We start from the raw sequence: 11938 nt of genomic DNA, 5'->3' as shown, positions 1-11938 counted from the left end.
ACAATCATGCATTTCACCGCACACACATCGTCGAACGGTGTCGCCGAACGCCATTTCACCTTGGGTGAGATCACCGGCGTTCTCTGGTCTCGCGCAGCCGATTCCGGCACCATCGCCCCGGTGGTGCTGATGGGCCACGGCGGCGGTCAGCACAAGCAGGCACCGGGCATCGTGGCGCGTGCTCAGCATTTCGTCACCGCCTGCGGCTTCACCGTGGTCGCGATCGACGCTCCCGGCCACGGTGGTAGGCCACGAACTCCCGCGGACGACGACCTCATTGCCGCGCTGCGGCATGCCCGAGCTGCGGGCGAGCCCGTCGCACCGATCATCGTGGAATACAACGCTTCGCTGGCCGCGCGCGCCGTCCCCGAATGGCAGGCAACCCTCGACGCAGTGCAGCAACTTGCGAGCATCGGTGTCGACGCCCCCGTCGCGTACTGCGGCGCCGCGCTGGGTACCGCCATCGGTGTCGCGCTGACCGCGGCGGACCCCCGGATCTCCGCCGCCGTCTTCGGCCTGCTCGGTCACCGATCCCTGACCGAGGCGGCCGCCTCGATCACCGTCCCCGTCGAGTTCCTGCTCCAGTGGAACGACGAATACGTCGACCGTGACAGCGCGCTCGCCTTGTTCGACGCGTTCGGCTCGGCGGAGAAGACCTTGCACGCCAACCCCGGTGGGCACGCCCAGGTCCCGGCGTTCCAGCTGAACGCCACCACCGAATTCCTGACCCGCCACCTGGCCCGAACAGCCTGACACCGGCGTGTCCGGGTCCGGCACGATCAGACCCGGACACTCCGAGTGACCCAGATCACTCTTGCGGTTGACCTTGGGTCAACGTGGACGCTCATCTCATGACTTCGAACGCGAACACCACAGCGAGCACCACCACAACCACTGCCGCACAGCACTATCCGACCCTGCAGCAGACCATCGAGGAGATCGTCGCCACCGGATTCGTCGGCCTGCACGTGCGAGTCGACGACGAGCAGGGCGTGTGGGTCGGCAGCGCCGGGCGCAGCGAGCTGGGCCAGAGCGCACCACCGCCGATCAACGGGCGCGTCCGGATCGGCAGCAATACCAAGACTTTCGTCGCGACCGTGGTCCTGCAACTGGTAGCCGAGGGCACGATCGCCCTCGACGCTCCCGCCGTCGACTACCTGCCCCGGTTCGAGTTGGATCCGCGCGTCACCGTCCGCATGCTGTTGCAGCACACCAGCGGGATCTTCAACTTCACCGGCGAGTTCTACGAAGACGGGACGAGCGCGCCGGGAGTCGTCGCCTGGAGTGGCAAAGACTGGGTGGACAACCGTTTCCAGACCCACCACACCGACGAGCTGGTGCGGTTGGCATTGGCAAAGCCCGCGCGGTTCGAACCGGGCACGGACTGGAGCTACGCCAACACCAATTACGCGCTCGCCAAGCTGTTGATCGAAGCGGTCACCGGACACTCGCTGGCCGAGGAGATGCAGCGACTGATCCTGGGCCCGCTCGGGCTCTGCGACACCGTCGTGCCGGAGACCTCGACCGAGATCGGCGGACCGCACGCCCACGCCTACTACCGCTATGACGACGCCGGGGTGGAGCAGACGGTCGACGTCACCTCCCAGAACCCGTCCTGGATTTCCAGCGGCGGCGACATGATCTCGACCAGCAAGGACCTGCACACCTTCCTCTCCGCACTGCTGCGCGGCACGCTGCTGCCCGCCCCGCTGCTGGCCGAGATGCTCACCCCCGAAGCCAAGGTCGGCTACGGCCTTGGGGTGTTCGTCCAGCAGACCGAGACCGGCACCGTCATCACCCACAACGGCGGCCACGGTGGCCATGCTGCGCTGATGTACAGCACGCTCGACGGCACCAAGACCATGACCGCCGCACTCAACTACATCGACGACGCCGACCTGTCGATGTCGGCGACGTTCCAGGCCGCGACGCAGCGACTGCTCGACGAAGTGTTCGGTGCCGCTACGGCCTGAACGCACCTTCCGGGGTCGCGCCCAGCTGGTCACGACCCCGGATGCTTGACCTCGACGCACCATCAAGGTCAACTTTCTGAGTAGGACTACCTCGAACAAGGCGGACTGAGCAGATGATGAACGGCGTCACGATCGGCCAGGCCGCGGTTTTCGCCGGTGTCACGATCAAGACCGTGCGGCACTACGAGAAGAACGGTCTGCTCGACGAACCGGCCCGCGACAGCTCCGGCTACCGGCGCTACGGTTCGGCCGAACTTTTGCGGTTGGTGCAGGTCAGAACCCTCGCCGCCGCCGGAGTTCCGCTGGCCGAGATCGGATCGCTGCTCGACGCCGACGCCGACGCGTTCGCCACCGAGCTCGCCGACGTCGAACGGCGTCTCACCGAGCGGATCGAGGAACTGATCGTGCGCCGAGACACGCTGCACCGGCTGGCCGACGGCGACCGCACGCTGCTGCCTGACCGTGCGGTGGAGCTGCTCGCGCGCCTACCCGGCCTCGGCTTTCCCCCGGCGGAGGTGGCCGCGGCCAGGGAAGGGTGGGTGCTGGCCAGAGCGCTCGTCCCGGAGGGCTTCGACGATTACCTCACCAACGTCGAGAACGCCCTAGAAGACACCGAGTTCCTCGCCCTGAGCAGGCGCGCCTCGGAATCGGCCAGCTGGGAACCGGACGACCCGCGCGTCGAGGAAGTGGCTACCGCGCTGGCCGAGCACTATCTCGCCCACCCCGACCAGCTGAAGATCGTGACGGGCCTGCAAGCCCGCACAGACGCCGCGACACGCTACAAATTGATCCGCCACCATGGTGAAGAGCAGGAATCGGCCCCGGCCCGGCTCTCGGCCCTTGTCGAGGCGAAGCTGCGGGCCGCCGGCGTCTACATCCCCGGATCTCGCTGACCCGCACGCTCAGATCTGCCGCACCCACGCGACGAAGAACAACCCGCCCGCCGCCACGAGAACCAGGGCGACCGGAATCGCCCACCACGACCGGTCACCGCCGAGGACAGTCCGCGTCACCCGCAGCTGTAACCGGCCGCACAGGGCGATCACCGCGACGAATGCCGGCGCGATCAACGCACCCGACACCGCGTGCACCAGCCACGCGCCCGCCAGCGTCGGCCCGCCCCACGAGGTCTGGTAACTGTCGGCGGCAACCAACGGATAGGCGAACCCACGCACCAGAACCAGCACGCTGAGCATCGCGAGGAACCAGCCGAGCAGCCCGACACCACCGGAGAGCACCGATTGGATCAGGCAGCGTCGCAGGGAAATGTCGTGGGCGCCGACAGGTTCGCGCAAGAGCAGTCGCGGCACCCGCAGCCGGGTCCGCACCCGGGTGAAGGCCAGTGGCAGTGCCAGCAGTTCGTAGAACGCCGACCGTGCCACCGCGCCGATCACCGCAGCGACCCGGCCGCCGCGAGGTCGTCGAACAACAACTGGTCGACCGGGGGAACCAGATCGCGGTCACCGAATCCGAACCAGGCCAGCGCCTCGATCTCGCTGCTTGCCGTGAGCACCCCGCGATAGTCGGCGGTGTAGCACGCCATCCGGACGACGGTGTCGTGCCCGTCGGCGATCGCGGCCTCATAGGTGCCGACGTGGGTGGCGCTGTCGGGCGTGAGCTCGACGGTCAGTTCTTCGGCGACCTCGCGGACCAAGGTCTGCAGGTCGGTCTCGACGCCTTCCCGTTTGCCGCCGGGGATGAAGAACACGTCCTTGCCGCGCGGGCGGGCACACAGGATGCGACCGTTCTCGATCAGTACCCAGGCCACCGTATCGATGAGCTGCTGTCTCGCAGGTTCCATCACGGCCCGCAGCTTAATCGGCGCGGGCGCGACGGTGTTGCCCAGTCCCTGGCGCCCGGCCGCCGGCGAGGCGGTGCTACCTCTGGCGCACCCGGCGGTCAGTGGCCGGGCAGCACGCACACGGTGTCCAGCCCGAGCACCCGGTTGAGGCGGCCGAACGCCAGCCAGGAACCGATGCTCATGCTCAGCTCCACCACCTCGGCCTGGGAGTACTCGGCGAACATCCTGGCCCAGAATTCGTCGTCGAGGCCGTGGTGGTCGGTGGCGTAGCGCTCGGCGTATTCGGCGGCGAGGCGGGTCCGTTCGTCGAACCGGTCGGTGTCACGCCAGTGGGTGACGGCATCGGGGAATTCCGCTTCGACCTTCTGTCCGTCGCGTTCGGTGCGCCAGTCCTGACAGAACAGGCAGCCGTTGATCTGGGCGATCCGCAACCGGGCCGCTTCGAATTCACGCAGGCCGAGGGTGGAGTGCTCGTAGACCGACAGCGAGAATGCCGCCGCGGCGACGCCGATGCCGGGCACCATCTCGCCCCATACGTAGCCGATGGGATCTTTGCCCTCGGGAATGTCGATGATCATCGTGGTGTCCTTCCGAGTTTGCCGACCGCGGCGCGCAGCGGCACATCGAGTGCGTCATAGAGACCGGGCGGCGCCTCGACCAGCCAGTCGATGGCATTGACCAAACGTCCCACCGCCGTGGCGTTTCCGCCCGCCGCGCGATTGCCGCCTTCATCGGTCGCTTCGACGCTGACCTCGATGCGTGGCGAACCCTCGATGATCACCCGGTGGGCACCGTCACCGTCGGGTGGTGTCGGCCAGTCCGGTGCGCAGCTGGGATGGATGCGGGTGACGTGCTCGATCACGATGCGCGCCTGCCCGTCGACGATGCCTTGTACCTCGAACCGCACCGCCCCCTGCGTGCCCGCGTCGAACGCCCCCATCTGGGTGGTCTGCACTGTCGCGTCGAGGGCGCGCCGGTCGACGGTTTCGCGGATCTCGTCGAGTTCGACACCCAATGCTCTGGCCATCAGCCGGATCTGGCCGCCCCACACCATCGTCGGCACGCTCGCCATCAGCATCGGCGGCTGGTAATCCATCGGCTGTCCCATCCCGACGAGGTAGCGCACCGAGTCGGGTTGGTCGTAAGTGGAGTAGTCGAAGATCTCCTGGCAGCGCACCACGTCGATGGTGGCGGCGAGCCCGCTGATCAACAGCGGCAGCACATCGTTGCCCCAGCCGGGATCCACCCCGGAGACGAACAGCGAACCACCGCCCGCGGCAATGGCTTCCAGCACCGGCTCGCGCATTTCGGCCGGTGCGTTGCGCGGATCGTAGAGGGCGTAGAGGGCCGGGGTGACCACGACGGCGCCGGCCCGGATCGCCCGCACGATGTCGGCGAGCGCGTCGTCGGGCCGGATGTCTCCGGACGCCGCGTACACCACCGCCTGGGGTCCGGTGGCGAGTAGCGCGTCGATGTCGTCGACGGCGGCCACCCCCAATTCGGTGTCGAGGCCTGCGAGCGTGCCCGCGTCTCGGCCGACTTTGTCGGGGTTGTGCACGAGCACCCCGGTGAGAACCAGCGCCGGATGGGCAGCCACGGCACGGATGGCCGCGCGGCCGACGTTTCCGGTGCCCCAGACGATCGTGGGGATCATCGAGCCACCGTAGCAAGCGCTTGGTTCGTCGACTGGCGTATCCGAAATCTCAGCTCGCGCGGACGCCCAGCCCTGGTGTGCCGGTAGCCGCTGCCAGCCGGTTCACCGCTGCGGTCAGGGCGCGCTCGGGGAGTTCGCGCGCGTCGAACATCGACACGACGACCGTGTCGTCGACCTGTTCCCACGTGCCCATGATGCGACCGTCGACCAGCACCAGCGGCGAGATCCAGCCCGCCGTCCTGCTCACCTTCGACCGGTGCTCGGCGGGCAGCAGCACGGTGTCGGCGGTACCGGGTCCCAGAACGTACTGGTCGAACGGACCGAGCAGATGGACACCGCCGTCGAGCGTCGCCGCGGCGAGATCGTCGGCGAACTCGCTCGGAATCCAGCCGATCCGTCCTTCGACGTCGACCTCGGTCAGCGCGTCACCCATCGCCGCGAACCACCCGCGCAGCACGGTTGTGCGCACGCTGTTGCGACTGAGCCACGCGTCGAAGGCCGCCGGGGTCGCGGGACCGTACGCGCCGAGATAAGCGCGGATCAGCGCCGGTGCGGCGATATCGGGTTCCGGGATGCCCTTCCACCCGGGAGTCAGGTCGCCCGGCGCGGTGAAGGTGACCTTGCTCCCGCGCGCGGGACCGTGGCACAGCGCGCCCTGCCAGGCCAACGGCTTGAGCACCGCACCCCAGCCGGAGCGCAACTGCTCACCGAGGTGGGCGAAGCCGGGTTCGGCGAGGACCGCCTCGACCAGTTCGTCCCGGGTCAGGACCTGACCGGCCAGGACTCCCGACACCACCTCCACCAGACCGGCCACCTGCGCCGGGGTCGCGCCGAACGTCTTCTGCCACGACGGTTTCTCCCACGTCCGCGCCGATCCGATCAGCGACAGCGCAGCCGCGGCCTGCTCGGGCACCATCGCGTGCAGCGTGCCGCGCATCGCCCAGGTCTTGATCAACGTGCCCGCGGCCAACGCCGCACCGACACCGAGGCCGCGGGAATCGGGACTGCGCACCGCCACAGCCATCTCCGCCGCCGACGCCACCTGCGCCTGCACCCCGGCCAACCGGGTCGCGACATCCTCGGCAGAACCCGCGGTCGGTGCCGCGACGAACTGGCGGCCCAGCCGCCAGGCGAACACCTGATCCCATCCGACACTCAGCATGCGTCCCGTCCCCGTGACCGATCCCATCGGTGTCCCATCAGATCAGATCACTCCGACACGATCGGGCTAACTCGCCTCGGTCCGCCGGGTGGCGACACGGCGCAACGCGGCTCGCAATCCCGCGAATTCGTCGTCACTGATCCGGTCGACGAAATAGTTGAGGACGAGGTCGGAGCGCCCGCCCACACCGAGCGCCTCGTGCATGAGCCGGGCGCTGTGTTCCTCGCGGGTCACCGTCGGCCAATACCGGTACGCGCGGCCCTCACGCTCGCGGGCCAGCCAGCCTTTGCGGTGCAGATTGTCCATCGTCGACATCACGGTGGTGTAGGCGATGTCGCGCTCGGTCGCCAGCTCGTCGAACAGTTCGCGCACCGTGGTCGTGTCCACATCGCGGTCCCACAGCCGATCCATCAGCACTGCCTCGAGATCCCCGAAACCACGCACCGCCGACCGACTCCTTCACCTTGCCCGAACCGCTTCACAGTACCGGCACCGCCTCGGTGAGAGTCGCGAGCATGGCAAAGGCAAGGAGGGAAAACCACTCCTCGCCACCTCTAACATATAGCGCACCCCGGGGCTTGCGGCAAGACCCCGGTGATGCCGCACAATCTTTCGGCGAGCCCGCAACCTGCGGGAATCTTGTCGAAGGGGAGTAGTCGATGATCGACGTGATCGTGGTCGGCGGTGGACCGACCGGCATGATGCTGGCCGCCGAATTGAGGCTGCAAGCGGTGCGGGTGGTCGTGCTGGAGAAGGACGCGGAGCCGACGAAGATCGTCCGCTCGCTCGGCCTGCACGCGCGCAGTATCGAGATCATGGATCAGCGCGGCCTGCTCGACCGGTTCCTCGCGCTCGGACGCCGGCATCCGCTCGGCGGATTCTTCGCCGGCATCCCCACACCGGCGCCCGAGCGACTCGACACCGCCCACCCCTATGTCCTGGCCATCCCGCAACCCCGCACCGATCAGCTGCTGAGCGAGCACGCCACCGCACTCGGTGCCGAGATCCGGCGCGGCACCGAAGTGGTCGGCGTGAACCAGCGCGACGACGCGGTCACCGTCGAACTGGCCGACGGCACCTGGTTGCGTACGCGCTATCTCGTCGGCTGCGACGGTGGCCGCAGCACCGTGCGCAGGCTGCTCGGTGTCGCGTTCCCTGGAGAGCCGAGCCGGGTCGAGACCCTGCTCGGCGAAATGGCATTGACCGCGTCACCGGAAACGATCACCGAGGTGATGACCGAAGTCCGCAAGACCCAGCTGCGATTCGGCGCGATGCCCCTGGCAGACGGGGTCTACCGCGTCCTCGCCCCCGCGGCCGGAGTCGCCGAGGACCGGGCTGTCGCGCCCACCCTCGAGGAAATGAAACGACAGCTCATCGCCACCGCGGGCACCGACTTCGGCGTGCACTCGCCGCGGTGGCTGTCGCGTTTCGGCGACGGCACCCGCCAAGCCGAGCACTACCGCGTCGGCCGCGTGCTGCTGGCAGGCGACGCCGCCCATATCCACCCGCCCACCGGCGGACAGGGCCTGAACTTGGGCGTGCAGGACGCGTTCAACCTCGGCTGGAAACTGGCCGCCGAGATCAACGGCTGGGCGCCGCCGGGCTTGCTCGACACCTACCAGACCGAACGCCACCCCGTGGCCGCCGACGTGCTCGACAACACCCGCGCCCAGATGGAGCTGATGTCGCTGGACGCGGGACCACAGGCAGTACGCAGGCTGGTATCCGAGCTGATGGAATTCGACGAGGTGAGCCGCTGTCTCACCGAGAAGATCATCGCCATCGCGATCCGCTACGACTTCGGCGAGGGCGACCCACTGCTCGGTCGGCGATTGCGCGATATCGCCTTGAAACGCGGTCGCCTCTACGCGCAGATGCACGCGGGCCGTGGACTGCTGCTCGACCAGACCGGCCACCTCTGCGTGCGGGGATGGGCGGACCGGGTCGACCACATCGTCGATGTCAGCGAAGAACTCGACGCCCCCGCGGTACTGCTTCGCCCTGACGGGCATGTGGCATGGGTCGGTCGAGAGCAGCAGGATCTCCTCGACCAGCTGCCTGTCTGGTTCGGTCAGCGCGACAGCACCGCAGCGATATGAGGTGTCGCCCGCAGCATCGACGGGGATCGTCTGCGCGACAGCGTGGTTGCGCTGACTCGCTGTCGCCCGGAATCATCGGTGTATGAGGCGCGCAGGGGTGGCCCGATGACCGAGTCCGACACATTCGCCACATTCCGGCCACTGCTGTTCACGATCGCCTACGAAATCCTGGGCTGTGCCGCCGATGCCGAGGACGTGTTGCAGGACAGCTACCTTCGCTGGCGCGACGCGACGGAGGTGACGCATCCGCGCGCGTATCTGGTGCAGATCGTCACCCGTCAGGCGATCAATCATCTCCGCACGGTCCGGCGGCGCCGCGAGGATTACGTCGGCACCTGGCTGCCCGAACCGATCCGTACCGCGCCCGACGCGGGGCAGGATGTGTTGCTGGCCGAATCGGTGTCGATGGCGATGCTGCTCGTGCTGGAAACTCTCGGTCCCACCGAGCGCGCGGTGTTCGTGCTGTCGGAGGTGTTCGGACACAGCCATCGCGAGATCGCGCAGATGATCGACAAATCCGACACCGCCGTGCGGCAGATCGCCCACCGGGCCCGCGCACACGTCGCGTCGCGGCGACGGCGCTTCCAACCGGACTCCGACACCAGCCGCGCGGTGATCGGCCGCTTCCTGCTGGCCGCCAACACCGGCGACGTCAGCGCCCTCATGGCGGTGCTCGCGCCCGACGTCCTCCAGATTTCCGACGGAGGTGGCCGTGTGAGTGCCGCGCGCCGCCCGATCATCGGCGCCGAGCCCGTGGCGCGGTTCCTGATCGGGCTGACCCAGAACTCGATGGCGGGCGCGACAGTCGAATTCGGCAGTTTCAACGCGCAGCCCACGGTGATCGCCCGATCGAAGAACGGCGCCCTGGATACCGTGCTGGTGGTCGAACTGACCGACGACCTCGTCACCGGGCTCTACGCGATCCGCAACCCCGACAAACTGCAGTCCATCGACGTCGTGCGCATTCTCGACATCGCGGCCGAACGCACGCTGTGACGGAGGGCACAGCACCTGCATGTCACGCTCGGAACCCGAGCGGTGTCTCCGAGGGTGTCCAGCAACGCAGCGGAACGAAAGGACCATCCCCATGAAGGTCATCCTCGTGTGCAAGTCGGTCTCGCACGGCAACACCCAGCGCGTCGCCGAAACCATCGGCCAGGTGCTCGGCGGACGGGTCGTCGCCCCCGCCGACATCGATCCGGCCGGGCTCGCCGACTACGACCTCGTCGGCTTCGGCTCGGGCATCTACAACATGGCTTTCCATCCGGAACTGCGCCGGTTCATCGCCTCCCTGCCGGCCGGACACGGGGGCAAGGCGTTCGTGTTCCGCACCAGTGGATTCCCGGAACCGCCGTTTCGCCGCTATGTCACCACCTTGACCCGCGACATCGAGAAGAAGGGCTTCGACGTGGTCGACGCGTTCGACTGCCGGGGCTTCGACACCTGGCTGCCGCTGCGCCTGGTGGGCGGTATCCGCAAAGGCCACCCCGACGCCACCGACCTCACCGCCGCGCGCGAGTTCGCCGAAAACCTGCAGGCCAGGACTATCTCCACACCCTGAAAGGCCGAACTCGTCGGACCCCGATGCGAACATATGTTCGTGTCCGATTCCGCCGCCCCGCGTCGCCCGCGTATCCAGTCCCGCGCCGAGGCCTCGATCCTGCACGCCGACCTCGACTCGTTCTACGCCTCGGTCGAGCAGCGTGACCAGCCGTGGCTGCGTGGCAAACCGGTCATCGTGGGTGGCGGGGTGGTGTTGGCGGCCAGCTACGAGGCCAAGGCGTTCGGGATCCGCACGCCGATGAACGCGGGCCAGGCGCTGCGCCTGTGTCCGCACGCGATCGTGGTGCCGCCACGGATGTCGGCCTATGCCGAGGCAAGCAAAGCGGTGTTCGCGGTATTCCACGACACCACCCCGGTGGTGGAGGGGATCTCGATCGACGAGGCGTTCCTCGACGTCAGCGGGTTACGCCGGATCAGCGGCGACCCGATCGACATCGGGCACCGGCTGCGCGCGCAGGTGGCCGGCCGGGTGGGCCTGCCCATCTCCGTGGGCATCGCATGCAACAAATTCCTCGCCAAGGTCGCCTCCGCCGTCGCCAAACCCGACGGGTTACGCTTTGTCGAACCCGGCAAGGAGCTCGACTTCCTGCATCCACTGCCGGTGGAGCGATTATGGGGCGTCGGCAAAGTCACCTCGGCGACATTGCACGCCAACGGCATCACCCGCATCGGCCAGCTCGCCGAACTCGGCGAACCCCACCTGCGCGCCATCCTCGGCCCCGCCGCGGCCCGTCACCTGTTCGCCCTGTCCTGGGCTCGCGATCCACGCCGCGTGGAAACCGGCAAACGACGGCGCTCGATCGGCGCCCAACGCGCCCTCGGCCGCCGCCCGCGTGACCCCGACGAGATCGCCGCCTACCTCGACGGCCTCACCGACCGCCTCGGCCGCCGCCTGCGCGCCGCCGACCGCGTCTGCCGAACGGTGGTGCTGCGCTTACGTTTCGACGATTTCACCCGCGCCACCCGATCGCACACCCTCGTCGAAGCCACCGATGCCTCCACCGCGATCCGCCACGCCGCCCGCCTGCTGCTGCACGCCGCTCAACCGCTGATCATCGAACGCGGCATCACCCTGATCGGCCTCTCGCTGACCAACCTCGACGACGCCGACACCATGCAACTCACCCTGCCGCTGGACGCGCGCGCCGAGAACACCCTCGACGCCACTCTCGACGACCTGCGCCGCCGCTTCGGTTCCACCGCCGTCACCCGCGCCGCACTCCTGCGCAGCGGCGAAGGGCTCTCGGTCCCGCTCCTGCCCGACTGACATCGGTGGTCACCGACCACTACAAATCCACCGTGCGAGTGGGCGTGGAATAATCGCCGAATGCCATACGCCGTCATCGGCTTTCTGACTCTCGCCCTGTGGGTGTATTGCCTGGTCGACATCATCACCAGACCCGACGCGGGCATCCGGCACCTACCGAAGATGGGGTGGATCATCGTCGTCGTGCTGATCCCGACGATCGGTGCGCTGCTGTGGCTGTTCGCGGGCAGGCCGGTCGGCGAGTCAGGACCTGTCTCGAATACCCGGTTCGGTGAATACGATCGCCCCGGTCGCCGGGTCGCGTCGAATCCCGACGACGACGAGGCCTTCCTGCGCGGCTTGCGCGAGCGTGCCGAACAGCAACGTCGCGAGGCCCGCAGGCAACAGCAAGAACGCGACCAGGACCCGGCCTGATCGCC

At 68.1% G+C, this 11938-nt stretch carries 14 protein-coding genes; 8 read left to right on the top strand and 6 right to left on the bottom strand.

The genetic code is table 11. The annotated features are described in order from the left end of the window. The first annotated feature begins 6 nt into the window (after nt 1-6). The 3 genes from ACFQ9R_RS17515 to ACFQ9R_RS17505 all read left to right on the top strand — a co-directional run bounded on the left by ACFQ9R_RS17515 (nt 7) and on the right by ACFQ9R_RS17505 (nt 2866). On the top strand, nt 7-753 hold the full coding sequence (locus ACFQ9R_RS17515; RefSeq protein WP_378991760.1) for an alpha/beta hydrolase family protein: 747 nt from the start codon (nt 7-9) through the stop codon (nt 751-753). Nucleotides 754-851: 98 nt separating this feature from the next. Continuing rightward, nucleotides 852-1973: a serine hydrolase domain-containing protein gene (locus ACFQ9R_RS17510; RefSeq protein ID WP_378991759.1), complete on the top strand. Its 1122-nt coding sequence runs from the start codon at nt 852-854 to the stop codon at nt 1971-1973. A 116-nt stretch (nt 1974-2089) separates the two neighbouring features. Continuing rightward, nucleotides 2090-2866, top strand: a complete 777-nt coding sequence (locus tag ACFQ9R_RS17505) for a MerR family transcriptional regulator (RefSeq protein ID WP_378991758.1) — start codon at nt 2090-2092, stop codon at nt 2864-2866. Between the two features lie 9 nt (nt 2867-2875). On the opposite strand, the gene ACFQ9R_RS17500 is transcribed toward ACFQ9R_RS17505, so the two are convergent. The 6 genes from ACFQ9R_RS17500 to ACFQ9R_RS17475 form a co-directional block, all read right to left on the bottom strand. Further along, nucleotides 2876-3355, bottom strand: a complete 480-nt coding sequence (locus ACFQ9R_RS17500) for a hypothetical protein (protein ID WP_378991756.1) — start codon at nt 3353-3355, stop codon at nt 2876-2878. Nucleotides 3356-3363: 8 nt separating this feature from the next. Beyond that, the gene (locus ACFQ9R_RS17495) at nt 3364-3774 is read right to left on the bottom strand and encodes an NUDIX domain-containing protein (protein WP_378992046.1); all 411 of its coding nucleotides are present in this window, start codon (nt 3772-3774) and stop codon (nt 3364-3366) included. 98 nt (nt 3775-3872) lie between these two features. Further along, complete coding sequence (locus ACFQ9R_RS17490) at nt 3873-4352, bottom strand: carboxymuconolactone decarboxylase family protein (RefSeq protein ID WP_378991755.1); 480 nt, start codon at nt 4350-4352, stop codon at nt 3873-3875. Further along, on the bottom strand, nt 4349-5428 hold the full coding sequence (locus tag ACFQ9R_RS17485; protein ID WP_378991753.1) for a dihydrodipicolinate reductase: 1080 nt from the start codon (nt 5426-5428) through the stop codon (nt 4349-4351). Before ACFQ9R_RS17485 ends, ACFQ9R_RS17490 begins: the two co-directional genes overlap by 4 nt. Before the next feature lie 49 nt (nt 5429-5477). Then, complete coding sequence (locus ACFQ9R_RS17480) at nt 5478-6590, bottom strand: winged helix DNA-binding domain-containing protein (protein WP_378991752.1); 1113 nt, start codon at nt 6588-6590, stop codon at nt 5478-5480. A 66-nt stretch (nt 6591-6656) separates the two neighbouring features. Then, the gene (locus ACFQ9R_RS17475; protein WP_378991750.1) at nt 6657-7034 is read right to left on the bottom strand and encodes a BlaI/MecI/CopY family transcriptional regulator; all 378 of its coding nucleotides are present in this window, start codon (nt 7032-7034) and stop codon (nt 6657-6659) included. A gap of 215 nt (nt 7035-7249) precedes the next feature. Between ACFQ9R_RS17475 and rox the strand changes: the two genes are divergently transcribed. The 5 genes from rox to ACFQ9R_RS17450 all read left to right on the top strand — a co-directional run bounded on the left by rox (nt 7250) and on the right by ACFQ9R_RS17450 (nt 11933). Further along, entirely contained in the window at nt 7250-8689 is a 1440-nt protein-coding gene (rox, locus tag ACFQ9R_RS17470; RefSeq protein ID WP_378991749.1) for a rifampin monooxygenase, read from the top strand. 105 nt (nt 8690-8794) lie between these two features. Continuing rightward, nucleotides 8795-9685, top strand: a complete 891-nt coding sequence (locus tag ACFQ9R_RS17465; RefSeq protein WP_378991747.1) for an RNA polymerase sigma-70 factor — start codon at nt 8795-8797, stop codon at nt 9683-9685. 91 nt (nt 9686-9776) lie between these two features. Continuing rightward, nucleotides 9777-10250: a flavodoxin family protein gene (locus tag ACFQ9R_RS17460; protein ID WP_378991745.1), complete on the top strand. Its 474-nt coding sequence runs from the start codon at nt 9777-9779 to the stop codon at nt 10248-10250. 33 nt (nt 10251-10283) lie between these two features. Then, on the top strand, nt 10284-11519 hold the full coding sequence (gene dinB / locus ACFQ9R_RS17455; protein WP_378991743.1) for a DNA polymerase IV: 1236 nt from the start codon (nt 10284-10286) through the stop codon (nt 11517-11519). A gap of 60 nt (nt 11520-11579) precedes the next feature. After that, on the top strand, nt 11580-11933 hold the full coding sequence (locus ACFQ9R_RS17450) for a PLD nuclease N-terminal domain-containing protein (RefSeq protein ID WP_378991741.1): 354 nt from the start codon (nt 11580-11582) through the stop codon (nt 11931-11933). Nucleotides 11934-11938 lie beyond the last annotated feature (5 nt).

Source organism: Nocardia sp. NPDC056541, assembly GCF_042794235.1.
Lineage (GTDB): Bacteria > Actinomycetota > Actinomycetes > Mycobacteriales > Mycobacteriaceae > Nocardia.
This window is presented reverse-complemented; position numbering and strand designations above follow the sequence as displayed.

Bases quoted from the DNA above. Each gene is read 5' to 3' on its own strand.
- ACFQ9R_RS17515 (WP_378991760.1), top strand. From the start codon at position 7: ATGCATTTCACCGCACACACATCGTCGAACGGTGTCGCCGAACGCCAT.
- ACFQ9R_RS17510 (WP_378991759.1), top strand. From the start codon at position 852: ATGACTTCGAACGCGAACACCACAGCGAGCACCACCACAACCACTGCC.
- ACFQ9R_RS17505 (WP_378991758.1), top strand. From the start codon at position 2,090: ATGAACGGCGTCACGATCGGCCAGGCCGCGGTTTTCGCCGGTGTCACG.
- ACFQ9R_RS17495 (WP_378992046.1), bottom strand. From the start codon at position 3,774: ATGGAACCTGCGAGACAGCAGCTCATCGATACGGTGGCCTGGGTACTG.
- ACFQ9R_RS17490 (WP_378991755.1), bottom strand. From the start codon at position 4,352: ATGATCATCGACATTCCCGAGGGCAAAGATCCCATCGGCTACGTATGG.
- ACFQ9R_RS17485 (WP_378991753.1), bottom strand. From the start codon at position 5,428: ATGATCCCCACGATCGTCTGGGGCACCGGAAACGTCGGCCGCGCGGCC.
- ACFQ9R_RS17480 (WP_378991752.1), bottom strand. From the start codon at position 6,590: ATGCTGAGTGTCGGATGGGATCAGGTGTTCGCCTGGCGGCTGGGCCGC.
- rox (WP_378991749.1), top strand. From the start codon at position 7,250: ATGATCGACGTGATCGTGGTCGGCGGTGGACCGACCGGCATGATGCTG.
- ACFQ9R_RS17465 (WP_378991747.1), top strand. From the start codon at position 8,795: ATGACCGAGTCCGACACATTCGCCACATTCCGGCCACTGCTGTTCACG.
- ACFQ9R_RS17460 (WP_378991745.1), top strand. From the start codon at position 9,777: ATGAAGGTCATCCTCGTGTGCAAGTCGGTCTCGCACGGCAACACCCAG.
- dinB (WP_378991743.1), top strand. From the start codon at position 10,284: ATGTTCGTGTCCGATTCCGCCGCCCCGCGTCGCCCGCGTATCCAGTCC.
- ACFQ9R_RS17450 (WP_378991741.1), top strand. From the start codon at position 11,580: ATGCCATACGCCGTCATCGGCTTTCTGACTCTCGCCCTGTGGGTGTAT.